The following is a 23,104-nucleotide window of genomic DNA, read 5'->3' as shown; positions in this document are numbered from 1 at the left end:
AACAGTGAAGTGCCCATGCTAGCGGATTAGCGCCGGTTGAGCGCGTCGTAAAGCTCTGGACGGCGATCGCTGAGATAGCGGTTGGCCTGGCGTGAATCGTTCATCAGTTGTCGGTCCAGTTCGCCAACGATCAACGCTTCGTCCAGACCTGCCAGAGCGATACGGCTGCCGTCCGGCGCGGCGAGGCTGCTTTGCCCGCAGTACTGAATATCGCCTTCATGCCCGCAGTAATTGGCGTAAGCCACATAGCACTGGTTTTCGAAGGCGCGGGCACGCACGGTGACATCGGCGACAAAGTCGAACGGAATCATGTTTGCTGTCGGCACCACAATCAGCTCGGCGCCGGCCAAGGCCAGACGACGAGTGTTTTCCGGAAATTCCAGGTCGTAGCAGATCAGGAACCCAAGCTTCCAGCCGTTCAGTTCAACCACCGGCAACTCCGCATCGCCGGGGCTGAACATAGACCGGTCAAGATCGCCGAACAGATGCGATTTGCGGTAATTGCACAGGCGCTCGCCGTGCGCGTCGATCAGTTGCACAGCGTTGTAAATCTGCCCGTCAGCGGTGCGCTCGGGGTAACCGTAAACGATCGCCAAGCCGGCAGCCTTGGCGATCCGGCCGATCTGCTGCGCCCATTCACCGTTGTAGACCTCGGCCAGGGTGCTGACCGCTTCGGCGCCGATGTTGTAGCCGGTCATGAACATCTCCGGCAGCACCAGCAGATCAGCGCCTTTGGCCTCCATCGCCACTTGATGCAGGCGATGCAGGTTGGCGACGGGGTCGAGTGGTAACGGCGGACATTGGTAAACGGCTACACGCATCAGGGATTCCTCTTACTCGGGCAGGGCGATAGGGCCGATGTCTTTGAACACATCACCCGGGCCGGGGTTCTCTTTATGTGTGGACCCGCCGAAGTGGTTCATGATTCCCCATACCGCATTGAGCGAAGTCTGCACCGCGCCTTCGACCCACGCCGGCGTCCACGACACATCGTCGCCGGCGATGAAAATCCCGCGCTGCTCGGCCGGCATCTCGTCCTGCATGAAGTGCGCGTACATGCGCTGGTTGTAGCGGTAATGGCCCGGCAGCGCGCCTTTGAAGGCACCGAGGAAATAAGGATCGGCCTCCCATGACACGGTGATCGGATCGCCGATGATGCGCGCGGCGATGTCGACTTTCGGGTAGATCTTTTTCAACGCGTTCAACGCCAGCTCAACGCGTTTCTCCACCGGATGCGGGAGCATTTTCAACGCGTCGCTCATCCATGAATACGACAGGCAAATCACCCCCGGCTTGTCGTCGCCGTTGTCGAACAGGTAGGTGCCACGGGTCAGGCGATCGGTGAGGGTCATGCTCATCAGGTCGCGGCCGGTCTCCGGGTCCTTATCCTTCCAGAATGGCCGATCGACCATCACGAAAGTCTTCGACGACTGCATGTAGCGCGTGCGGTCGAGAGCCATCCACATCTTCTGCGAGAACAGGGTTTCGTCGCATTCGATCTGCGTGGTCAGCAGCCAGCTCTGGCAGGTGGTCAGCACGGCGGCGTATTCGCGGGTGTCACCGTTGTTGTCGGTAACGGCGAAGCGGCCACCCGGGGCATGGGCAATTTTTTTCACACCGGAACGCGGTGCGCCACGGTGCAGGGATTTCAGGCTGGTACCCGCGGGCCAATGCACGCAGCGCTCCGGCACATGCCGCCAGATGCCTTGTGGCACCTGCTCGACGCCGCCGACCACCAGGTGTTGGTGATCGTCGCAGTTGGTCATCACTACGCGGAAAATTTCCAGCATGGAGTTGGGAAAATCAGAATCCCAGCCGCCGGTGCCGAAGCCCACTTGGCCGAACACTTCACGGTGCTGGAACGACAATTTGGCGAAGGCTTTCGAGGTCGCGACAAAGTCGTAAAAGGTCCGGTCGTCCCACAGCGGCACAAGCTTGTTCCACAACTCTTTCAGGCGCGGCACATCGCGGTCGCGAATGGCTTGCTGGATGTCGGAGAACTGCGAACCGGCCTCCAGCGCATCCGCCCAAGCGTCTGCCACTTCCTGAAACAATGCTGGAAGATCCTTCAGGCTTTCTGCGTAATAGGTCTCGCCTTCCAGGTCGATCACGGTGCTGCCTGAAGCACCCGTCAGCGGGTTCGGGAAAGGTTTGGTTTCCAGACCGAGCTTGTCGACGTAGTGATAGAACGCCGTGGAAGACACCGGGAAACGCATGCCGCCGAGCTCCGCGACGATGGCGTCGGTGCCGTTGAAGGCTTGCGAGCGCAGACGGCCGCCGAGCTTCGATGCCTCGTACACCACCGGTTTCAAACCGAGTTTCATCAGTTCATAAGCAGCCACCAGACCGGCAATGCCCGCGCCGACAATTGCCACTTCAGCGCCATGGTTATGCTCAGGAATACTGCCCAGGCCGGCGGGGTGCTCGATCCAGTCGTCAAACGCGAAAGGAAAGTCCGGGCCGAAAATCGTGATTGGTTTCTTGCCGTCTGCAGGATGGCGATTGTTCTTGTTCATTGGCTGACCTTACTGGCGACCCGACGCAGGATTCGCGTCTGAGTATAGGAAAAGATGCCAGCCATTCTAGGGAGCGCGGAACACGTTAATAAGACGCAAAGTGTCGTCGTATTGCCGCTCAATCATTCAATTTGACGATCGCTGACTGCACACCGACCAGAATTGTGGGAGCGAGCCTGCTCGCGAACAGGCCTTGTCTCACAGCCAGGATGCTACGGTGAATGCTTCAGACCGGCTGCCCCCGATCAATCTTGCTACTCAAAATAATCGAAGTCGTGGTCTTCTCCACCCCATCGACACTGCCAATCTGATCCAGCAACTGATCGAGCTGTTCTGGCGAATCCGTACGTAGCCAAGCCACATAATCAAACTCGCCACTCACCGCACAGAGCTGTTGCACCTGCGCCATCGCACTCAAGCGCCGCAGCACTTCCTTGCCGGAGCGCGGCTGCACCTTGATCCCGACGTACGCCTGCAAGCCACCGTCGACCACGCGCTGGCCGAGGCGTACGCCGTAACCGGTAATCACTTTGGCTTTTTCCAGGCGTGCCAGACGCGAAGTGACCGTGGTGCGAGCAATCCCCAGTTGCCGAGCGAGCATGGCCACGCTTTCGCGGGCATTGATTTGCAGAGCGGCGATCAACTGGCGGTCGATTTCGTCGAGGATGGGGGGGCGGGTGTCTGGCAAGGAAGGCTCCATAGGGCGCGGATCTTGGAGCGAGCATTGTTACACGCTCAACCGGCTATACGCTTGTGGGCGGTAATCGAATGTTTTGCCAGATTAGGAGAGCGAAGAGTCGAAACGAAAAAGCAGTCTAATTGCGCTGCTTTACATGATTTGAATTGCCCGTTATCTCGCCATTCTGCGTAACGCCTGATCGATAAGCTCAATCTGAAAGCGGTATCGCAGATTTACATGTTTGAGCAATACCGCTCCAATCGAAAGACCCAGTACCGCAGCAATGATCATCAACAGGGCGCTATTTCCCCAGTTCCCGCTCACAGGTCCGGCCAACAAGGTCTTACTGATCCAGGGCAAACCGCCGAATTTTTCCGCGCAAACGTAGGCCGTTCCCAGCAAAGCAAGAGCTGCAGCTTTTTCTCCAAAAAACAGGGCAACACGTGCTTCCGCTCGATTGATTCTGAGTTCCAGCCAGTATTTTGCGTCTAAAAGTGCCACTTCCGGATGAGGTTGAAGTGAATCTACTAACGCACTCTCGTGTTTGGCATCGGCAATCATGCTTTTCAAAGTGATGGTCTCCCATCGGAAGAGCGTATAGATCAGTGCCAGGATAGGAGTAAGCAGCGACAGCAAAGTAGATATTGTCGAGGCGAGCAGAAGAAAGAGAGCCAGATATCTGGCGCCCTCTGGCAGCGGAGTCTGCGATGTATGCCAGTAGGCCATGCAGGCAGCGATGGCCATCCCGGCACCGCCAAGAACTAGGCACCAATTGGCAAATTTCTCAGCATTCACTTCGAGCCTGCTACGTCTTGCAGATGCCTTCAGGGGCCTGCACGTACTCAAGTGCTCAAGAACTTTGATGGTGTCGTCGATCTGTATTTCTGGAAGTTCCTTTTCCATTACGCTCATTGCGTGCTCCGTTGCGATTTGATTTTACGTATGTCCCGCATGCACCACCGACATCCAAGTGGATGGGTTCGGCTGTTGGCTCACGAAACACAAAAACAAAAAAAGCCTATGCCATCAAGTATAAGCCTTTATTTGTTTGGGGGGCCACACGGACTCGAACCGTGGACCAAAGGATTATGAGCCCGAGTAAAAGCCCAAGGTCCATTGCTTAAAGCCAGTAAACTCGTCATTGCTGGAGCGTGTATGTGCATATGTGCAGGATAAATTTGCGCCCGTTTTGGACGGATGTTGGACGGACATATCAGAAGTCGATGGTAGGCATTTTCCTGCGACTGACATGGATCTCCGTCTTGATACCGCTGAATCTCGAGTCCTAGTTTGTGTCTTCGGTAAGAGGGATGGTTATTGCTACCTCCGGGTCATCGAACGCTATAAACGTCCCAAATTTATATCTTTCTGACTGCGCTCGTAATTCCTCGGTGTCGCTTTCGAACATGGTGAACCTGTATTTTTTCGAGTACGAAGCCGATCCAGGTTCGGCCGTAACCGTCAGTGACACCGCGTATTCGCCTGGCTCCAGATTGAAAAATTTGGTGAACATTTCCATGAATGGAGCAACAGCATCAGGGTCGGCTTCAACCCACTCCTTGCTTCCTGGAGGTTGAGCATCCAGCTTGTGACGGATGTCAGCTTTCAGACGCGAAATGCAAGACCGATAGTTTTTTTCCGTCTGTCGATCAAACGGATTGAAAAAGCCGACACCGTGCGACCAGCTTTCGTTGGGTTGTAATAAAAACGGAACGAACAAGACGCTGGAGGTTGACGAAGGGGTCTCGAAGTAAGACAGGCACGGCAAAGAGGCAAACGGGTGTCCGTCTCGCGTTATGTCAGCGCGCATCGATCTGATCCTCAGCGCGCGTCCCCCCGAATTGGTAATACCCACTAAGAGCCCTACGTTGGCGTTACCGACTCGATGCATCAGCTGAATTCGACTATGCACCTCAACATCTAAGCGACGTGGACGAATGAGCAAGTGGATCGGCGGCATTTGCGAAAGGACTATCGCGGCGAACGATACGGCGAAAGACCAAAATTTCCAGTCCAGGTAAAAGGGAACAGTGAGGTCGGCCGTCAAGTATCACTCCTTCGCGCTCCAGGGCGCTGCCATAGCCAGATTTTTTCTGACCTTCTTCCATCTCAGGTTAGCGGCCCGCGGGCCACTCTCAAAGCTAGTTCATGAAACGGCCTAAGTGTTCTCGGAACGTTGAAAAATAAGGCATAGGGTAGGAGACACGTTTCTCTTACATCTCCAAAAAACCCGCAATCCGATCCGCATTACTCAATGCTTCCTTTCTCCGGCCACCGCTCGTCGTAGGCTGTGTATCTATGTGCGTTACGTGTAGACATCTCATACACATGATGACAGTATAGATCTTAGGGAATGTCCCCTAACTAGAAGCGTGAGGCTATGCCATGAATCGTCCAACCAGCCGAGTAACGGAAATATGAAAATCGCTGAGGTGAACCAGACCTAAAAAACCGTGAAAACAAAGGAAAGACCATGACCAGATCTCTATTGCGTGCGGAGTCCGCAGCAGCAGAAAAAACAAAACCCGTCCCGATCAACATGCGGGTCGATTTTAGGAAACGAGACTTGATCGATGTGGCCGCTGCCATGTCGGGAAGCGACCGAACCAGCTTCATCCTGGATGCTGCTTGTAAAAAGGCAGAGGAAGTCATCCTTGATCAGCGCCTGTTTGTCCTTGCCGACGATGACTTCGACGCCTTTGAACAAGCCTTACAGAACAATCCCGTAAGGAGTAATAAATGCTTAGAGAGACTGCTGCAAAGGCCATCTCGCTGGAGTTGAGCGCTCCAGTAAAACTGACTGAAACCCATGATTTGGATACGTTCGAATGTGGTGAGGACTCTATCAACGAGTTCTTGAAGAAAAAAGCGATCAAGGCCCAGATCGCAAAGACCGCCACGGTGCTTGTTGTTTGCATCAAGGATACGAATACCGTCGTCGGTTACTACACGTTGTCGAACGGTACGATCATGCGAGCAGACGTCGTACCCAAAAAGGCGCAGCGCAACTCCCCCGACCAGCACCCGATCACGATCTTGGGGCGTATGGGAGTATGTAAGACGCTCCAAGGTACTGGGCTGTCGCTCGATCTGATTCAGGACGCGGTGCTTCGTGCGCTTACAGCCTCGGAAGAAGTCGCCTCGACCGCACTCGTTGTGCATCCGCTGAATGAGAACTTGGTGGGTCTTTACGAGAAGGCAGGGTTCATTCGCTGTCCGCAGCTGTCCTCAATCACGATGATGCTTCCTTTCACCTGATTGGGAGTGCACGGAAAACTGGCCGCAGCTGCGGCCAGTTAGATCTCTTTCCGATTGTTCACTTCTTCGCAATGAAGGAGGCTGAACAAAAGCCTCGATTGTTGACTACTCATCGTCGAGTTCTTCCGGCATTGCCCGGATTATCGTCGCGCACTCTCCATCTAGCCGAACCGAAACACCTTCTGGGCTCAGGGTTCCGACAACCGTCCCATAACGCTCTCCCGCGGGCGAGGCTGATTGACCTTCTCTCGGGGTACGCTTACCCGCTTGCCATGTCGAAGCTTTGTAAAATCCAAAGCGCTCCCGCGTCGTAGAATGAAAACAAAGCCTATCCTACCTCGAACAGAAAAATGAAAATCTCCGTCAGGCCTACAACCCGCGCCCCACTGGGGCGTTGGCGGATTTATAGATGCTGGTCTTTTCGTAAATCCCACTGAAATTTGAACCGTTTTAAATCTGAAAACTTGTATTAGAGGGTGTTTTTAACCGTGGGTCCCACCAACCGTGGCATTCAGATTGACGGATAGCACTCACCCGACCGTGAGCGCCTGTGTAGATCCGCTTCATTTCCTTTCTTAAGTTTTCATTGTGCGCAAAGGCACCGGACGGCAAGACGGCGGTGTGGGCGTATGTGACCGACGCGCAGGGCCGCAAGCACTTCGTTCAAGGCCTGCACAACCGCCGCCTGGCTGAAGTGGAGGTTTGTCTGAAATGACGATTCCACCGCTACGGCTCGCGCTGATCGTGATGCTGATTACTGCCCTGTGCCTGGGGGGCCGATGGACAGATGACACATGTCTTGCGGCACACCTTCGCATCCCGTTACATGATGAACGGCGGCGACATCCTGGCGCTTCAAAGGTGCTTGGGCATGCGACGTTGGCCATGACTCAAAAGTACGCACACTTTAGCCCTGAGACTTTGGCCAAGGTCGTCAATCTGAATCCGCTGGCCACACTTTTGGAGGCGAAACCAGCGGTCGCCGAGGTAGGGTAAATGTCCGTCCAAAATTGAAATTGGACGAATTTTGGACGGAACGCATTTTTTGCAGTCCAGCTGACTGACTTTTTCGAATGCCATAAACGCCGAAAACCACGTAATACGCGGCTTTCAATTTGGTGGGCCCACACGGACTCGAACCGTGGACCAAAGGATTATGAGTCCTCTGCTCTAACCAACTGAGCTATAGGCCCTCAGTAGGCCGCGGATTATAGCGACGGTTTCGCGGCTGTGCTATCCGAAAAATCCGATACGGTTACTTGCAGAAACGTTGCGGCGAATTCGTCCGGTGGTAGCGGCAGGCTGACGATGTAGCCCTGGATCTGTTCACAGCCCTCAGTGGCGAGGAATTGCTGTTGTGCCTGGGTTTCGACGCCTTCGGCAATGACGGTGAATTGCATGCTCCGTCCCAGCGCAATGATGGCGCGCACAATCGCTGCGTCGTGGGGGTCGTCGGGCAGGCCGCGGACGAAAGACTGGTCGATTTTCAGGATGTCCAGGGGCAGGCGCTTGAGGTAACTCAACGAGGAGTAGCCGGTGCCGAAGTCGTCGATTGCCAGTTGTACGCCGAGGCGTTTGAGTTGATGCAGGACCGCCAGTGCCTCTTCGGCCTGACTCATGATGAAATTCTCGGTAATTTCCAGTTGCAGTAATTCCGGCTGCAGGCGGTTGTCGCTGAGCAGTTGCTCGATGCGCCCGAGCAAATTCGGCTGGCGCAATTGCGCACCCGCGAGATTCACCGAGAGCGGGCCGAGACTGTCGTAGACCTGGTTCCACTCAAACATCTGCCGGCACGCGGTTTCGAGGACCCAGTCGCCGATCTGCATGATCATGCCGTTTTCTTCGGCCAACGCAATGAAGTGCTCCGGCGGGACCTCGCCGAACGTTGGATGCCGCCAGCGGATCAAGGCTTCGGCGCCGACCAGGCGGTGGTCGATGAGGCTGATTTTTGGCTGGTAATAGAGGAACAGTTCATCACGCTCGATTGCCCGGCGCAGTTCGTGTTCCAGGGCGACGCGTTCACTGGCCTGGGCGGTGAGGTCGCGGGTGTAGCTTTCGACGCGGTTACGGCCCTTGGCTTTGGAGCGGTACATCGCCGCGTCCGCATTCTTCACCAGAGTAGCGACATCGCAGCCATCGCGAGGATAGAGGCTGGTGCCAATGCTGGCGCTGATGAAAAACTCATGTTCACCAGCCTGGAACGGTGCGCTGAAGCAATTGAGCAGTTTGGTCGCGATGTTGTCGGCATCGCTGGCCTGTTGCAGACCGGGCAGCAGGATGATGAATTCGTCACCGCCCAGTCGAGCGACCGTGTCGATGTCACGCAATTGCTCTTTCAAGCGCACCGCGATGCCTTTGAGCAGCAGGTCGCCAACCGGATGGCCAAGGCTGTCGTTGATGTGCTTGAAGCGGTCCAGATCCAGAAACAGCACGGCGCCCTGGCTGCCGTTTTCCTGTTGGCTGTTCAGTGCCGTCAACAAGCGGCTTTCAAACAGCGTACGGTTCGGCAGGCCGGTGAGCGGGTCATGGTGGGCCTGATAGTCGAGCCTGGCCTGGGCATGTTTGAGGCTGGAGATGTCGGCGAACACCGCGACAAAGTGAGTGATGAACTTGTCACGGTTGCGCACGGCGCTGATGGTCAGCCAGCTCGGGTACAGCTCGCCGTTCTTGCGCCGGTTGGAAATCTCGCCCTGCCAGTGACCCTCGTCGGTCAATTGATGCCACATCGCAGCGTAAAACGCGCTGTCATGCAGGCCTGAGGCGAGCAGGCGGGGCGTGTGTCCAAGCGCTTCGCTTTCGCTGTAGCCGGTAATCTCGGTAAACGCCCGGTTGACCGCGCTGATGTGTTGCTGGGTGTCGGTAATCAGCACGCCTTCGGCGGTGCTCTCGAACACGGTGGCGGCCTGTTGCAGTTTTTCCTGCATCAAGTGGCGTTCAGTGATATCGCGAGCGATGGTCAGCATGCAGTCTTCGTCGCCGATCGGCAGCGGGCGGCTGGAGACTTCGCACAGGCGAATCTGCCCGTCGCTGCGGCGGATATGGCAACTGAAGTCTCGAACGAAACCGTCGCGCTGCAGCAGGTCGAGCATCTGTTTGCGTTCGTTGAGGTTGACCCAGATGCCCAGGTCAAGCGTCGAGCGATCTACCGACATGGCGCTGTTGAACCCGGTGATGCGACTGAAACCTTCGTTGACCTCAAGCAGCAGGCCGTCACTCTGGCGCGACAGCAGCAAGCCGTCCGGTGAGGCGTGGAAGGCCTTGGCGAACTTTTCTTCGGAGGTTTGCAGCTGTTGCTGGGTTTCCTTGAGTTGGCTGATGTCGCGCACCACAACCACTAGCGCCGGCGTGGTGTCGAGGTCGAATGGCTCGGCGGAAATCAGCCCGGTGAACAATTGGCCGTTGTTACGGCGAAAGGGCATTTCCAGATTGCGGATGCTGCCCGCCTGCAAGCGTTGCAACAGCCCCGGCCCGACCCCGGGAATCCCCCAGATATTCAGGTTGGTGGCGGTTTGGCCAACTACTTGCTCAGCCGTGAGGCCGATCTGCTCTTCGAAAGCCTCGTTGACCTCCAGCAAACAGCCGTCGGACAAACGCGCAATAACCAGAATGTCCGGACATTGCTGGAAGACCGAAGCGAACTTCTGCTCCGACAGTCGCAGTGCCTCTTCCGTGCGCTTGATTTCGCTGATGTCGATCATCAGCCCGCGCATCACCGGCTCGTGACCATGCTCGATCAGGCTGACGATGTCGCGCACCCACAGGCAGCGGCCATCGGCGGTAATGACGCGATAGTCGACGATATGATCGCGCCCCTCGCTCAAGGCTTGCTTGCAGTAATTCTGCGTGCGGGTCAGGTCGGCCGGGTGGATGATGTTGTGCCAGAAGCCTGGAATCAGCCAATGGGATTGTGGATAACCAAGCAGATTTTCCGCGTGGGGCGAAACGTAGCTGTAGGTGAAGTCACTCATGCGCGCTTCCCAGGCGATGGCCGAGAGGCTCTCGACCAGGCCTCGATAGTGATATTCGCTGCTGCGCAATTCCTGTTCGAGGTCGATGCGTCGGGTTATTTCCGAGCTCAGACGACGGTTGATGCGAATCACCACGGCAAGGATGGTCATCAGCAGCAATAGACCTGGCAGGCCATAAATCAATAGATCCGACCAGAACGTACGGTGGTCGAGGACATTGCCGACCCAGTGCTCCTGAATACTGCTGATTTCGGCGGGGGTCATGTCGGCGAGGACTTTGTCGAGAATCCCCACCAGTACTTTGTTGTCGCGGGGCACGGCCATCGCCAGTTGATAGCGATACGGGGTTTCGCCGCTGACGTACAACCCGTCGAGTTTGAGCTGGCGCAGGCTCCAGACGCTGGAGGCAAGGTCGCCGACGACAGCGTCCACTTCGTCGGTGGCCAGTGCCTGCAAGGCCGAGCTGACGTTGGGCATCGCTACCAGATTCAGATCCGGATGGTGCGTGCGCAGCAATTCGTGGGGTGCGTAGTTTTCCACCACGGCAATTTTCAAACCGTACAGATCATCGAGTTTGCGCGGCTGTGCCCCGCCGACATGGGCAAGAATGACGATCGGAAAGTCGAGATAGGGGCGGGTAAACGCCAGGTAGTTCTGGCGCTCCGGGGTGGACATGATGCCGGGCAGCAAGTCGATCTTGCCCTTCTTGACCTGCTCCAGCACCACCGTCCAGCTCACCGGTTCGATAGGGGTGAGCCTGATCGCCAGGCGTTCGCGGATCACGTCGATGTAGTCGGCGGCCAGGCCTTGATAGCGATTCTGGTCATCACGGAACTCAAACGGTGGCCACGACGCGTCCACACCCAGGCGCAGGTCAGGATGGGCCGCCAGCCAGCTGCGTTCTTCATCGGTCAGAGTCAGCGCGTCAGCCGTTGCGGTCCAGATCATCAATGACAGCAGAAAAAGCGCAGGCGCCAGTCTGTGCATAACGCTCTCGTTATGGCTTTTGGAGGGTTGTTTCGAGTGTAGACGGGGTAATCGGCGGGGAGGGTGGTGCGCGGTATTTAATCTGCCACAAAACAAAACCCCCGGCCTGGGCCGGGGGTTCTGGTATCACTCGTCGAGGAAGGAGCGCAGATGCTCGCTTCGCGTCGGGTGGCGCAGCTTGCGCAGCGCCTTGGCTTCGATCTGACGGATCCGCTCACGCGTTACGTCAAACTGTTTGCCCACTTCTTCGAGTGTGTGGTCGGTGTTCATGTCGATACCGAAACGCATGCGCAGTACCTTGGCTTCACGGGCAGTGAGGCCGGACAGCACTTCGCGAGTCGCTTCTTTCAGACTTTCCACCGTGGCGACATCGATTGGCGACTGCATGGTCGAGTCTTCGATGAAGTCGCCCAGATGGGAGTCTTCGTCATCACCAATCGGGGTTTCCATGGAGATCGGCTCTTTGGCGATCTTCAGTACCTTGCGGATCTTGTCCTCAGGCATTTCCATGCGTTCGCCCAGCTCTTCCGGGGTCGGTTCGCGACCCATTTCCTGCAGCATCTGCCGGGAAATACGGTTGAGCTTGTTGATCGTCTCGATCATGTGCACCGGAATACGGATGGTGCGGGCCTGGTCGGCGATCGAGCGAGTGATCGCCTGACGGATCCACCAGGTGGCATAAGTCGAGAACTTGTAACCGCGACGGTATTCGAACTTGTCCACCGCTTTCATCAGGCCGATGTTGCCTTCCTGAATCAGGTCGAGGAACTGCAGGCCGCGGTTGGTGTACTTCTTGGCGATCGAAATCACCAGACGCAGGTTGGCTTCAACCATCTCTTTCTTCGCGCGGCGGGCCTTGGCCTCACCGATCGACATGCGACGGTTGATGTCCTTGATTTCTGCGATGGTCAGGCCGGTCTCGGTTTCCAGCGCGATCAGTTTCTGCTGGCAACGGATGATGTCCGGCTGCACGCGGCCGATGGCTTCGGCGTACTTGCTCTTGCCTTTGGCCAGGGCGTCGGACCAGCTTTCGTCGACTTCGTTGCCCGGGAACTGACGCAGGAAATCGGCGCGTGGCATACGTGCATCACGTACGCACAGCTGCATGATCGCGCGCTCTTGCTGACGCAGACGGTCCAAGGCACTGCGCACACGCTCGACCAAGGCTTCGAATTGCTTCGGCACCAGTTTGATCGGCATGAACAGCTCGGCCAGGGCCAGCAACTCGGCAACCGCTGCCTTGTTGTGACGACCGTGCTTTTTCAGGGCCTTGCGGGTGATTTCCATCTGATCGGCCACGGCGCCGAAGCGCTGCGCAGCGATGACCGGGTCCGGACCGCTTTCGGCTTCTTCTTCGTCATCGGAAGATTCGGCTTCATCGTCTTCGGTTTCGTCGTCGGCTTTAGCGACTTTCGCTTCGACAGGCGGCGGCACTTCGGCAGGCGGCGCGATGCCGTCGTCCGGGTCGATATAACCGCTGAGGACGTCGGACAGGCGACCACCTTCGGTGGTGACGCGGGTGTACTCGGAGAGAATGTGGTCAACCGTGCCAGGGAAGTGCGCAATTGCGCTCATCACTTCACGAATGCCTTCTTCGATCCGCTTGGCGATTTCGATTTCGCCTTCACGGGTCAGAAGCTCGACCGTACCCATTTCACGCATGTACATGCGCACCGGGTCAGTGGTGCGACCGATATCGGTCTCCACCGCCGCCAACGCAGCGGCTGCTTCTTCCGCAGCGGCCTCGTCGGTATCGGCGTCGGCCAACATAAGGGCGTCCGCATCCGGAGCACTCTCGTGTACGGGGATCCCCATGTCGTTAATCATGCGGATGATGTCTTCCACCTGCTCAGGATCTGAAATATCCTCGGGCAGGTGGTCGTTGACCTCGGCGTAAGTCAGATACTTCTGCTCACGACCCAGTTTGATCAACTCAATAATACGAGACTGCTGTTGCGCTTTTCCGGACATAACACCCTATCCACTGAAGGTCTTGGCGGGCAAAAAACAAGCCGAGGATTATACCTGAGCTATGACCTCACGCGCCAGTTGAGGTCGGGTTTGATGCGGAAACATTGCGACTTAAAAGGTCGCGCAGTTGATTTTTCTCTTCCAGGCTCAGTTCGCTTTGTCGCGCTTTCCTGAGCAACTGTTCCAGATTTCGCTCGCGTTGGCGGGCTGACAAGCTAGTAATGGTGTCGAAAAACTGTTGTTCAAGGTTATCTCCGTCAATCAGCCACTCCTTTTCTGCCAGTGCCTTGAGCAAGCGACCCTGTTCGGTGCCGTGCCATCGTGCGATCAACTGAAATGAGTTTAGCTGGGGATTCTTCTGTACGGCTTCCAGCAACGCCACAAGCAACTGGGCGTTGGTCTGATTTTCATCGGCAATGTGCCCGGCGTCTTCGACGCGCCTGGCCAGTTGCGGGTGATGAAGCAATGTTCTCAGGGCTGTCAGGGTTGGCGATTCGACGCCGATCGGCGTGCGCGGGCGTTGCTGATCGCGATCGCCGCCACGCTTGCCATTCTTGTCCCAGGGTTTTTTGTCCCACTTCTTGCCGCCGGCGCCGGGTTTCTTCGGTGTCCATTCCTGCTGCGGCACATACATGTCCTGTGCCTGCGGCTGATGGTAGTCGCCGTAATCCGGCATGGCATCGTAATCGATGCCCGGATCGTAGGCGGGCGGTGCTTCCTGCGGCGCACTCTGGGCAAGCTGACTGACGGTCTCGCTGCTCAGGCCGGTGATTTCGGTCAGGCGCTGGCGCATCAGGATACGCAGGTTTGCCCCGGGTACCTTGTCGATCAGCGGCGCCGCGAGGGTGGCCATGTGGGCCTTGCCTTCGAGCGAGCGCGGATCGGCTTCTTCGGTCAGTTGCTGGAAAAAATAATCGGCCAGCGGTTGCGCATGTTGATTGATGCGCGCCTTGAAGGCATCGGTGCCTTCGGCACGAACCAGGGTGTCCGGGTCTTCGCCCTCGGGCAGAAACAGGAATCGCGCGCGGCGCCCGTCCTGAAGGCACGGCAGTGTCGCTTCCAGCGCACGCCACGCGGCATTGCGGCCGGCCTGGTCGCCGTCGAAGCAGAACAGCACGTTGGGCACGACGCGAAACAGGCGCTTCAAATGTTCTTCGCTGGTCGCGGTGCCCAGCGTGGCGACGGCATTCTTCAAGCCTTGCTGGGCGAGGGCGATGACGTCCATATAGCCCTCGACGACAATAATTTCGTCGAGGTTGCGGTTGTTCTTGCGCGCTTCATAAAGGCCGTAGAGTTCCTGGCCTTTATGGAATACCGGGGTTTCCGGTGAGTTCAGGTACTTGGGCTTGTCGTCGCCCAGTACGCGGCCACCGAAAGCGATGATGCGCCCCCGGGTGTCGCGGATCGGGAACATCACGCGATCACGGAAGCGGTCGTAGCGCTTGCCGGTTTCGGCGTTCTCGATCAGCAGGCCGGCCTCGATCATCGCCTTCTGCTGCAGTGTATCGCTGCTCAGATGCTTGAGCAGGTTGTCCCAGCCCGGTGGCGCAAAACCCAGGCCAAAATCCCGGGCGATCTCGCCAGTCAGGCCGCGGCCCTTGAGGTAGTCCACCGCGGCCTTGCGCGACGGATGGCTTTTGAGTGCCTGCCGGTAAAAGTCGGCGGCGGCGGTAAGCAGCGGATACAGCGGCGAGTCGGTCGGCTGGCGTGGCTTGCGTTCGCGGCCGCTTTCTTCGCGGGGAATTTCCATGCCGGCGGCTTTCGCCAGGTCTTCGACAGCCTGGGGGAAGTCCAGGTTGTCGTGATCCATGAGAAAGCCGAGGGCGTTGCCGCCAGCGCCGCAGCCGAAGCAGTAGTAGAACTGCTTGTCCGGGCTGACGCTGAAGGACGGGGTTTTCTCTTTATGGAACGGGCAACAGGCGGTGTAGTTCTTGCCGGCCTTCTTCAATTGCACGCGCGAGCTGACCACGTCGACGATGTCGGTGCGGTTCAGCAGGTCGTCAATGAAGCTCTGGGGAATCAGCCCGGCCATGGCGTTCTCGTCTTCTGCGCTGCAATAAGTCCGTTGCGACAGGCTGTAGGACGCGGGCGATTGTTGGAAACGCACAAAAAGTGCGGCTCGACCGGTGTCGTCTGCGTGATCGCTGTCGGGAAGTGTATCTGCCGAAAATCCACTGACGTTAGTACCTATCAGTCTTCGACTATTTGAAAGTGTTGCGCTGAATCCGCTGACGGCCGGTTGCAGGCCTCGGATAGCTCAATAAAACGGGCACGCATGCAGGTGCCTTGGGCTGATCGTCGTAAGAGGAATCAGTGGGTGTGCTCGTCAGTAGCCTTGAAAGGCTCGTCAGAAAAGACGTGCACCGCTGGCAAAAGAGCCAGGCCTGACGCGGTGAAGCAGATTTGTCTCGGTCGCATCGGCGGCTTCGACGGTGAAGCATCAAGCGTTTTACGCAAATGCCATTAGCCCGGCTGAGGGCCGGGCTTAGGCAAGAAGCTTGCTACGAACGTCTGTGTATTAGTACAGACGAACGGCGCGGCGCTGTTCGCGCTGAACTTTCTTTGCGTGACGCTTGACAGCAGCTGCTGCCTTGCGCTTACGCTCAGAAGTTGGCTTCTCGTAAAATTCGCGGCTACGAACTTCAGCCAGTACACCGGCTTTTTCGCAGGAGCGCTTGAAACGACGCAGAGCTACGTCGAAGGGTTCGTTCTCTTTTACTTTGACGGCTGGCATCCAGAGCTACCTTCATTCATTACCGGGGTCAACATCCTCGCGGCAAAAGAGCACTTGAAGACGTCGGTTTTTAAGGGTTGCGGATGTTAACCCCTCATCGCTCGGAATGCAAAGCCTCTGATCGAAAACCGCTGGTCGGGGCATCACGTGGCGACTATTATGCGCGCCTTCGAATTCAGCCTAAACAAGGCGCAAACCCATGCTAGTACTGGGATTAGAAACCTCCTGCGACGAAACCGGCGTCGCTTTATACGATAGCGAGCGCGGCCTGCTGGCCGATGCGCTGTTCAGCCAGATCGACTTGCACCGCGTCTATGGCGGTGTGGTGCCGGAGCTGGCCTCGCGTGACCACGTCAAACGCATGCTGCCCTTGATCCGTCAGGTGTTGGCCGAGGCCGACTGCGTGCCGACCGAGATCGATGCGATCGCCTATACCGCCGGTCCCGGCCTGGTCGGCGCGCTGCTGGTCGGTGCGTCCTGCGCGCAGGCACTGGCGTTTGCCTGGGGGATTCCGGCGCTCGGTGTGCACCACATGGAAGGCCACTTGCTGGCGCCGATGCTTGAGCCGAAACCGCCTGAATTCCCGTTCGTCGCTTTGTTGGTTTCGGGTGGTCATACGCAGCTCGTTCAGGTCGATGGCATCGGTCAATACAGCCTGCTCGGCGAAACCCTTGACGACGCGGCCGGCGAAGCCTTCGACAAAACCGCGAAGATGATGGGCCTCAATTATCCGGGCGGGCCGGAAATCGCCAAACTGGCCGAGAAGGGCGTCGCTGGACGTTTCACCTTTCCGCGGCCGATGTGCGACCGTCCTGGCCTGGATTTCAGCTTCAGCGGCTTGAAAACCTTTGCCCTCAACACCTGGCAGCAATGTGTCAGCGCCGGGGACGACGGCGAACAAGCCCGTTGCGACATCGCGCTGGCGTTCCAGCAGGCCGTGGTGGAGACTTTGACCATCAAGTGCAAGCGCGCCCTGAAACAAGCGGGCATGAAGCGCCTGGTGATTGCTGGCGGCGTCAGCGCCAATAAGGCGCTGCGTGTGTCGCTGGAGAAAATGCTGGGCGATCTGAAAGGCGATGTGTTCTACGCGCGTCCCGAGTTCTGCACCGACAACGGCGCGATGATTGCCTTCGCCGGTTGCCAGCGTCTGCAGGCCGGTCAGCAGGAAAGCCTGGCGATCAGCGTGCAGGCGCGCTGGCCAATGGAGCAATTGTCGGCCTTGTAAAAGACGGCGCCCGTGAACGGTATTTAAAAATGCCGTTCGCGCCCGGCAAACAGGTCGCGTAGATTGCCGCGGTGACGCCAGACGATCAGCAATGTCAGCGCGCTCATCGGCAACAGCGCCTCCGGTTCCTGCCAGGCCAGCAATGGCAGGGTCAGCGGCGTGGCGATCAATGCCGCCAGCGAGCTGGTCCGCGTCAGGTAGAACGTCAGCAGCCAGGCGCATACGGCCAGTAGCGCAGCGGGCGGATACAGGCCCAGCAGCATGCCGGCGGCGGTGGCAACGCCCTTGCCGCCCCGAAAGCGGAAGTACAGCGGGAACAGGTGACCGATCACGGCGCATACGCCGATCCAGGCCTGATCCTGCAACGAAAGGCCCGCGGCTGCGGCGATCAGCACCGGCAGCAGGCCTTTGCACAAATCACCGAGCAGGGTCAGGATCGCCAGTTTGCGACCGGCCAGGCGCAGCATGTTGGTGGCGCCGGCATTACCCGAGCCACTCATTCGCGGATCCGGATGTCCGGTCAGGCGGCTGAGCAAAATGGCGAAGGACAGCGAGCCGAGCAGGTAGGCGAGAGTCGCCAGTAACCAAAACATGCTAACTATTCCGGGCGAGGACGCCCTGATTCTAACGGCGCATTGCGCCCTTGTCGTGCAGCGGAGAGAAGTGCTTGGACAGAGTGTTTATCGAGGGCCTGGAAGTCGACACCGTGATCGGTGCCTACGACTGGGAGCGCGACATCCGACAGTGCCTGCGTCTTGATCTGAGCTTCGCCTGGGACAATCGCCCGGCCGCGGCCGGTGACGACCTGACTCTGGCGCTCGATTACGCCAGTGTCTCCATGCGTATCCAGGCGTTTGCCGAACAGGCCCGGTTTCAACTGGTCGAGACGTTTGCCGAGCGTCTGGTTGAAGTGCTGATGAGTGAGTTCAAGATCACCTGGGTGCGCCTGAAACTGACCAAGCCCGGTGCCGTGCCGGCTGCGAAGGGCGGCGTGGGTGTGGAGATCGAGCGCGGATGTCGCTGACTCAGGTCTATCTCGGGCTCGGTAGCAATATCGAGCGCGAAACCCATTTGCGCGCCGGTCTCGATGCGCTGGCCACGTTTCTGGTGGATATCCGCTGTTCGGCGGTGTTTGAAAGCCAGCCGGTGGGGATCAAGAGCGGGCCGTTCTTCAATTTCGTGGTCTCGGCGTACACCGACCTGCCGTTGATGGAGCTGGATCGGCGGCTTAAATTCATCGAGGCGGATAACGGTCGTTACGCGCCGGACCGCAAGGGCTTGCCGCTGGATATCGACGTGCTGCTGTACGGCGATCTGGTGGGAAACTTCGATGGATTGATTTTGCCGCGGGCGGAAATCCTGAAGAACGCTTTTGTCTTGTGGCCGCTGTCGTTGATCGCGCCGGATCGGGTGCATCCGGGCGTGGGAAAGAGCTTCGCGACATTATGGGCCGAGGCGAAGATCGATCAGGTGTTGGCGCCGGTTGCATTCGAATGGCGGGGTGTGCAACTGACACCTTTGGATTCGCGGTGATCTCTAGGGCGCCATCGCGAGCAGGCTCACTCCTACACTTGGAGTGCATTCCCCTGTAGGAGTGAGCCTGCTCGCGATGCTTTTTTAAATCGACGCCGCTTCTTTGTAAGCCTTCAAAGCCTTGAGCCGTTCACGCTTCAGCGCTTCACCCAGCTCAGGCCCCTTGAATCCCTTTTCCAGTAACGGCTGCACCGCAACCCCGCGCGCTGCGACGGCGGCTCCGCGCAAATAATCCGCCTGTGGATAACTGCGCTGCTCCAAACCCTTACGGCCACGAGCGTCCATCTCGCACGCGGCGATAAATTCCTCGAAGCGCTGCGGCCGACGATAGACATCGAAACTCTGCAGCAACTCCAGCAACGTCGAGGCCTTCAATTCCAGCGCCCGATGACCGTGGGTGTGATATTTCCCGACCAGCAGCGCCAGTTCCTGACAATCCTTGGGAGCCTTGAAGCGTTCGTTGACCGCTTTGATCAGCCTCAATCCGGTGTGTTCATGGGCGATGTGCCGCGGCCATTGTTCTTCGGGTGTCAGGCCTTTACCCAGATCATGCAGAAGGCAGGCCCAGCGCACGGTCAGCGGCTGCTTGTGCAAGGCGGACTGCTCCAGCACGCTTAACGTATGCACGCCTGTGTCGATTTCCGGGTGATGCGTCTCCGGCTGCGGCACACCGAACAAGGCGTCGACTTCCGGCATCAGCACTTTTAACGCACCACAGTCGCGCAACACCTCGACGAATACCTGCGGATGATTCTCCATCAGTGCCCGGGAAATTTCCTTCCAACTGCGTTCGGCGGTCAGCGCTTGCAGTTCGCTGGACTCGCTGAGCTGGCGCATCAGTTCCATTGTCTCGTCGGCGACCGTAAAGCCCAGCCCGGCGTAACGCGCTGCGAAGCGGGCAACGCGCAACACCCGCAAGGGATCTTCGGCGAACGCCGGAGAAACGTGGCGCAGGATGCGAGCTTCCAGATCGCGCTGGCCATGGTACGGATCGGTCAGATTGAGCTCATCGTCCTCGGCCATGGCGTTGATGGTCAGGTCGCGGCGGATCAGGTCTTCTTCCAGCGTGACTTGCGGGCTGGCGTAAAAAGTGAAACCACCGTAGCCGCGACCGCTTTTGCGCTCCGTGCGGGCGAGGGCGTACTCCTCTCCGGTTTTTGGGTGCAGAAACACCGGGAAATCTGCACCGACCGGCCGATATCCGAGGGCGAGCATTTCTTCCGTGGTGGCGCCGACCACGACCCGGTCCACGTCAGTGACCGGTAATCCCAACAGACGGTCACGTACCGCGCCGCCAACCTTGTAAACCTGCATAAAAAACCTCCGTCAGTCCGACAGGATAACCCTTGCGTCAGACTTTCGGAGGCCGGAACCTGCTCAAAGATGAATCACGGCGAGGTCGAGCCGGCCGTAATCCCCCTCGCTGTGTTCACTGCGCGGCGGCACGTGATGGGTTTTCATGATCTGGTCGCCCTGCAGGGTTTCCAGATGAATGTCGAAGCCCCACAAGCGGTGCAGGTGTTTGAGTACCTCGTCAGTAGAGTCTCCCAACGGCTTGCGGTCGTGCTGCTGGTGCCGCAAGGTCAAAGAGCGGTCGCCGCGCCGGTCGATGCTGTAGATCTGCACGTTCGGCTCACGATTGCCGAGGTTGTACTGCGCCGCCAAGGTTTCGCGGATGATCCGGTAGCCGGTTTCATCATGGATTGCCGGCACCAGCAGGTCATCTTTCTGGTCGTCGTCGAGAATGCTGAACAGCTTCAGGTCGCGAATCACTTTGGGCGACAGGTACTGCAGGATGAAGCTTTCATCCTTGAAGCTGCTCATGGCGAACTTGATGGTCGACAGCCAGTCGGAGCCGGCGATGTCGGGGAACCAGTGGCGGTCTTCCTCGGTGGGCTCTTCGCACATGCGCCGAATATCGCGGTACATGGCAAAGCCCAGCGCGTAGGGGTTGATGCCGCTGTAGTAAGGACTGTCGAACCCCGGCTGGAATACCACGCTGGTATGCGACGTGAGGAACTCCATCATGAAGCCGTCAGTGACCAGTCCCTCGTCATACAGGTCATTCATCAGCGTGTAATGCCAGAACGTTGCCCAGCCTTCGTTCATCACCTGGGTCTGGCGCTGTGGATAGAAATACTGGGCGATCTTGCGCACGATCCGCACGATCTCGCGCTGCCACGGCTCCAGCAGCGGCGCGTGCTTTTCGATGAAGTACAGGATGTTTTCCTGCGGCTCGGCCGGGAAACGGGCGTTGTCCTTGTCGCTGTATTTGTCGGCACCCTTTGGGATGGTGCGCCACAGGTCATTGATCTGCTTCTGCAGATGTTCCTCGCGATCCTTTTGCCGCCGACGTTCTTCCTCGGCGGAGATCGGATACGGCCGCTTGTAGCGGTCGACACCGTAATTCATCAGCGCATGGCAGGAGTCGAGCAGGTCTTCCACCGCGTCAATGCCGTGGCGCTCTTCGCACTGCATGATGTACTGCTTGGCAAACACCAGGTAGTCGATGATCGAGCTGGCGTCCGTCCAGGTGCGAAACAGGTAATTACCCTTGAAAAAGCTGTTATGGCCATAGCAGGCGTGGGCCACCACCAACGCCTGCATGCAGATGGTGTTTTCCTCCATCAGGTAGGCGATGCACGGATCGGAGTTGATCACGATTTCGTACGCCAGCCCCATCTGCCCGCGGCTGTAGGATTTTTCGGTGCTGAGGAAGTGCTTGCCGTAGGACCAGTGGTGATAGCCCAGCGGCATGCCCACCGAGGCGTAGGCGTCCATCATTTGCTCGGCGGTGATCACTTCGATCTGGTTGGGATAGGTATCCAGCGCATAACGGGCCGCGATACGGGCAATTTCACGGTCGTAGGTCTGGATCAGCTCGAACGTCCATTCGGAGCCGGTGGAGATGGGTTGGCGCTTCTGCTCTTTGGCGGTCATGTCACTAACCTGCGCTGGAAGAGTTCACGGAAGACCGGATAGATATCTCCGGCCGAGACCAGTTGCTGCTGGGCAAAAGTGTCAGAGAAGGCTTCGGCGATGCGTTCGTATTCGTACCACAACGCCTGGTGTTCGCGCGGGGTAATCTCCACATAAGTGTAGTACTGGACAAACGGCATGATCTGGTTGATGAGGATATCGCGGCAGATCGGCGAGTCGTCGTTCCAGTTGTCGCCGTCGGAGGCCTGCGCGGCGTAGATGTTCCACTCGTTGCTCGGGTAGCGCTCGGCCATGATCTCCTGCATCAGCTTCAGGGCACTGGAAACGATGGTGCCGCCGGTCTCCCGCGAGTAGAAAAATTCCTCTTCGTCGACTTCCCGGGCGCTGGTGTGGTGGCGGATGAATACCACGTCGATTTTGTCGTAATTGCGCTTGAGGAACAGGTACAACAGGATGAAAAAACGCTTGGCGATGTCTTTGGTCGCCTGGGTCATCGAGCCGGAAACGTCCATCAGGCAGAACATCACCGCTTTGGAGCTGGGATTGGGCTGCTTGACCAACAAGTTGTATTTCAGATCGAAGGTGTCGAGAAACGGCACCCGGTGAATACGCGCGCTGAGTTTTTCTATTTCAGTTTCCAGTTCCTGAATATCGCCGAAGTTGTCTGGCTCTTCGCGTTTGAGGCGAGCCAGTTCTTCCTTGGCTTCACGCAGTTTTGCCCGGCTGCTGCCAGACAGGGCGATACGGCGCGCGTGGGCGGAACGCAAGGTCCGGATGATATTGATACGAGACGGGTTGCCCTCGTTGCTGATCCCGGCACGCACGGTCTTGAAAGTGTCCGTTCCGGTGAGGTTGCGTTTGACCAGATTCGGCAGTTCCAGGTCCTCGAACATGAATTCGAGAAATTCCTCCTGGGTGATCTGGAAGACGAACTCGTCCATGCCTTCGCCGGAATTGCCGGCCTTGCCCGGACCTCGCCCGCCGCCACCACCCGGTGGCCGCGCGATGTGTTCGCCGGCAGTGAATTCCTTGTTGCCGGGATGAACCACGGTCTGCTTGCCGCCGCGGCCATGGTGCAACACCGGTTCGTCGATGTCGCGACCGGGAATGCTGATCTGTTCACCGTGTTCCATGTCGGTAATGGAACGCCGGCTGACCGCCTCTTCGACGGCCTTCTTGATGTGGTCACGATAACGCCGCAGGAAACGCTGGCGGTTCACCGTGCTCTTGTTCTTGCCATTGAGGCGTCGGTCGATCACATAGCTCATAGGTGGCCCTCCGGGCAGCTTCAAG

General features: G+C 57.9%; 18 protein-coding genes, 1 tRNA gene and 2 pseudogenes. 7 read left to right on the top strand and 14 right to left on the bottom strand.

Annotated elements, in window-relative coordinates; translation table 11 throughout:
• Positions 1-26: 26 nt before the first annotated feature.
• The 5 genes from HU739_RS26530 to HU739_RS26510 all read right to left on the bottom strand — a co-directional run bounded on the left by HU739_RS26530 (position 27) and on the right by HU739_RS26510 (position 5,242).
• Positions 27-821 carry a carbon-nitrogen hydrolase family protein gene (locus HU739_RS26530; protein WP_186550882.1) on the bottom strand — a complete coding sequence of 265 codons (795 nt, stop codon included), beginning with the start codon at positions 819-821 and terminating at the stop codon, positions 27-29.
• A 12-nt stretch (positions 822-833) separates the two neighbouring features.
• Positions 834-2,516, bottom strand: coding sequence for a flavin monoamine oxidase family protein (locus HU739_RS26525; RefSeq protein WP_186550884.1), 1,683 nt, complete (start codon positions 2,514-2,516; stop codon positions 834-836).
• A 226-nt stretch (positions 2,517-2,742) separates the two neighbouring features.
• Positions 2,743-3,204, bottom strand: coding sequence for an Lrp/AsnC family transcriptional regulator (locus HU739_RS26520; RefSeq protein WP_186550886.1), 462 nt, complete (start codon positions 3,202-3,204; stop codon positions 2,743-2,745).
• Between the two features lie 162 nt (positions 3,205-3,366).
• Positions 3,367-4,107, bottom strand: coding sequence for a hypothetical protein (locus tag HU739_RS26515; RefSeq protein ID WP_186550888.1), 741 nt, complete (start codon positions 4,105-4,107; stop codon positions 3,367-3,369).
• A 373-nt stretch (positions 4,108-4,480) separates the two neighbouring features.
• Positions 4,481-5,242, bottom strand: coding sequence for a hypothetical protein (locus HU739_RS26510; RefSeq protein ID WP_186550890.1), 762 nt, complete (start codon positions 5,240-5,242; stop codon positions 4,481-4,483).
• A gap of 426 nt (positions 5,243-5,668) precedes the next feature.
• Between HU739_RS26510 and HU739_RS26505 the strand changes: the two genes are divergently transcribed.
• The 4 genes and pseudogenes from HU739_RS26505 to HU739_RS26825 all read left to right on the top strand — a co-directional run.
• The gene (locus tag HU739_RS26505) at positions 5,669-5,977 is read left to right on the top strand and encodes a type II toxin-antitoxin system TacA family antitoxin (protein WP_186550892.1); all 309 of its coding nucleotides are present in this window, start codon (positions 5,669-5,671) and stop codon (positions 5,975-5,977) included.
• The gene (locus tag HU739_RS26500; protein ID WP_186550894.1) at positions 5,935-6,453 is read left to right on the top strand and encodes a GNAT family N-acetyltransferase; all 519 of its coding nucleotides are present in this window, start codon (positions 5,935-5,937) and stop codon (positions 6,451-6,453) included. Before HU739_RS26505 ends, HU739_RS26500 begins: the two co-directional genes overlap by 43 nt.
• Before the next feature lie 592 nt (positions 6,454-7,045).
• Positions 7,046-7,168: pseudogene (locus tag HU739_RS26830) on the top strand (lysozyme); the annotation flags it as partial.
• Between the two features lie 63 nt (positions 7,169-7,231).
• Positions 7,232-7,449: pseudogene (locus tag HU739_RS26825) on the top strand (tyrosine-type recombinase/integrase); the annotation flags it as partial.
• Between the two features lie 120 nt (positions 7,450-7,569).
• Here the strand turns inward: HU739_RS26825 and HU739_RS26495 are convergent.
• The 5 genes from HU739_RS26495 to rpsU form a co-directional block, all read right to left on the bottom strand.
• Positions 7,570-7,646, bottom strand: a tRNA-Ile gene (locus HU739_RS26495).
• Between the two features lie 15 nt (positions 7,647-7,661).
• On the bottom strand, positions 7,662-11,408 hold the full coding sequence (locus tag HU739_RS26490; RefSeq protein ID WP_186550896.1) for a bifunctional diguanylate cyclase/phosphodiesterase: 3,747 nt from the start codon (positions 11,406-11,408) through the stop codon (positions 7,662-7,664).
• A gap of 126 nt (positions 11,409-11,534) precedes the next feature.
• Complete coding sequence (rpoD, locus tag HU739_RS26485) at positions 11,535-13,379, bottom strand: RNA polymerase sigma factor RpoD (RefSeq protein ID WP_186550898.1); 1,845 nt, start codon at positions 13,377-13,379, stop codon at positions 11,535-11,537.
• 67 nt (positions 13,380-13,446) lie between these two features.
• On the bottom strand, positions 13,447-15,411 hold the full coding sequence (gene dnaG, locus HU739_RS26480; RefSeq protein WP_186550949.1) for a DNA primase: 1,965 nt from the start codon (positions 15,409-15,411) through the stop codon (positions 13,447-13,449).
• Between the two features lie 486 nt (positions 15,412-15,897).
• Positions 15,898-16,113, bottom strand: a complete 216-nt coding sequence (gene rpsU / locus HU739_RS26475; RefSeq protein ID WP_002551877.1) for a 30S ribosomal protein S21 — start codon at positions 16,111-16,113, stop codon at positions 15,898-15,900.
• 199 nt (positions 16,114-16,312) lie between these two features.
• On the opposite strand from rpsU, the gene tsaD reads away from it, so the two are divergent.
• Entirely contained in the window at positions 16,313-17,338 is a 1,026-nt protein-coding gene (tsaD, locus tag HU739_RS26470; RefSeq protein ID WP_186550900.1) for a tRNA (adenosine(37)-N6)-threonylcarbamoyltransferase complex transferase subunit TsaD, read from the top strand.
• Positions 17,339-17,361: 23 nt separating this feature from the next.
• Here tsaD and plsY read toward each other — a convergent pair whose 3' ends face one another.
• Positions 17,362-17,931 (bottom strand): glycerol-3-phosphate 1-O-acyltransferase PlsY, encoded by a 570-nt coding sequence (gene plsY / locus HU739_RS26465; protein ID WP_186550902.1) that lies wholly within the window; start codon positions 17,929-17,931, stop codon positions 17,362-17,364.
• Positions 17,932-18,005: 74 nt separating this feature from the next.
• Between plsY and folB the strand changes: the two genes are divergently transcribed.
• Both folB and folK read left to right on the top strand, forming a co-directional pair.
• A complete protein-coding gene (folB, locus tag HU739_RS26460) occupies positions 18,006-18,362 on the top strand; it encodes a dihydroneopterin aldolase (protein WP_186550904.1) in 357 nt (118 codons plus the stop codon).
• The gene (folK, locus tag HU739_RS26455; RefSeq protein ID WP_186550906.1) at positions 18,353-18,871 is read left to right on the top strand and encodes a 2-amino-4-hydroxy-6-hydroxymethyldihydropteridine diphosphokinase; all 519 of its coding nucleotides are present in this window, start codon (positions 18,353-18,355) and stop codon (positions 18,869-18,871) included. Before folB ends, folK begins: the two co-directional genes overlap by 10 nt.
• 84 nt (positions 18,872-18,955) lie before the next feature.
• On the opposite strand, the gene HU739_RS26450 is transcribed toward folK, so the two are convergent.
• The 3 genes from HU739_RS26450 to HU739_RS26440 all read right to left on the bottom strand — a co-directional run bounded on the left by HU739_RS26450 (position 18,956) and on the right by HU739_RS26440 (position 23,079).
• The gene (locus HU739_RS26450; RefSeq protein ID WP_186550908.1) at positions 18,956-20,185 is read right to left on the bottom strand and encodes a multifunctional CCA addition/repair protein; all 1,230 of its coding nucleotides are present in this window, start codon (positions 20,183-20,185) and stop codon (positions 18,956-18,958) included.
• 63 nt (positions 20,186-20,248) lie between these two features.
• Entirely contained in the window at positions 20,249-21,811 is a 1,563-nt protein-coding gene (locus HU739_RS26445) for a SpoVR family protein (RefSeq protein WP_186550910.1), read from the bottom strand.
• On the bottom strand, positions 21,808-23,079 hold the full coding sequence (locus HU739_RS26440) for a YeaH/YhbH family protein (RefSeq protein WP_186550912.1): 1,272 nt from the start codon (positions 23,077-23,079) through the stop codon (positions 21,808-21,810). The genes HU739_RS26445 and HU739_RS26440 overlap by 4 nt, the downstream gene beginning before the upstream one ends.
• Positions 23,080-23,104: the final 25 nt, after the last annotated feature.

Origin of the sequence: Pseudomonas hamedanensis (assembly GCF_014268595.2) — a bacterium.
GTDB lineage: Bacteria > Pseudomonadota > Gammaproteobacteria > Pseudomonadales > Pseudomonadaceae > Aquipseudomonas > Aquipseudomonas hamedanensis.
Note: the sequence above shows the minus strand (reverse complement) of the source record. Positions and strands in the feature narration are given on the sequence as shown.

What these genes read in the sequence shown, in the direction of transcription:
- HU739_RS26440 (WP_186550912.1), bottom strand. Translation starts at nt 23,079, where the DNA reads ATGAGCTATGTGATCGACCGACGCCTCAATGGCAAGAACAAGAGCACG.
- HU739_RS26515 (WP_186550888.1), bottom strand. Translation starts at nt 4,107, where the DNA reads ATGAGCGTAATGGAAAAGGAACTTCCAGAAATACAGATCGACGACACC.
- HU739_RS26525 (WP_186550884.1), bottom strand. Translation starts at nt 2,516, where the DNA reads ATGAACAAGAACAATCGCCATCCTGCAGACGGCAAGAAACCAATCACG.
- HU739_RS26505 (WP_186550892.1), top strand. Translation starts at nt 5,669, where the DNA reads ATGACCAGATCTCTATTGCGTGCGGAGTCCGCAGCAGCAGAAAAAACA.
- tsaD (WP_186550900.1), top strand. Translation starts at nt 16,313, where the DNA reads ATGCTAGTACTGGGATTAGAAACCTCCTGCGACGAAACCGGCGTCGCT.
- HU739_RS26490 (WP_186550896.1), bottom strand. Translation starts at nt 11,408, where the DNA reads ATGCACAGACTGGCGCCTGCGCTTTTTCTGCTGTCATTGATGATCTGG.
- HU739_RS26530 (WP_186550882.1), bottom strand. Translation starts at nt 821, where the DNA reads ATGCGTGTAGCCGTTTACCAATGTCCGCCGTTACCACTCGACCCCGTC.
- dnaG (WP_186550949.1), bottom strand. Translation starts at nt 15,411, where the DNA reads ATGGCCGGGCTGATTCCCCAGAGCTTCATTGACGACCTGCTGAACCGC.
- folK (WP_186550906.1), top strand. Translation starts at nt 18,353, where the DNA reads ATGTCGCTGACTCAGGTCTATCTCGGGCTCGGTAGCAATATCGAGCGC.
- rpoD (WP_186550898.1), bottom strand. Translation starts at nt 13,379, where the DNA reads ATGTCCGGAAAAGCGCAACAGCAGTCTCGTATTATTGAGTTGATCAAA.
- HU739_RS26450 (WP_186550908.1), bottom strand. Translation starts at nt 20,185, where the DNA reads ATGCAGGTTTACAAGGTTGGCGGCGCGGTACGTGACCGTCTGTTGGGA.
- plsY (WP_186550902.1), bottom strand. Translation starts at nt 17,931, where the DNA reads ATGTTTTGGTTACTGGCGACTCTCGCCTACCTGCTCGGCTCGCTGTCC.
- rpsU (WP_002551877.1), bottom strand. Translation starts at nt 16,113, where the DNA reads ATGCCAGCCGTCAAAGTAAAAGAGAACGAACCCTTCGACGTAGCTCTG.
- HU739_RS26445 (WP_186550910.1), bottom strand. Translation starts at nt 21,811, where the DNA reads ATGACCGCCAAAGAGCAGAAGCGCCAACCCATCTCCACCGGCTCCGAA.
- HU739_RS26500 (WP_186550894.1), top strand. Translation starts at nt 5,935, where the DNA reads ATGCTTAGAGAGACTGCTGCAAAGGCCATCTCGCTGGAGTTGAGCGCT.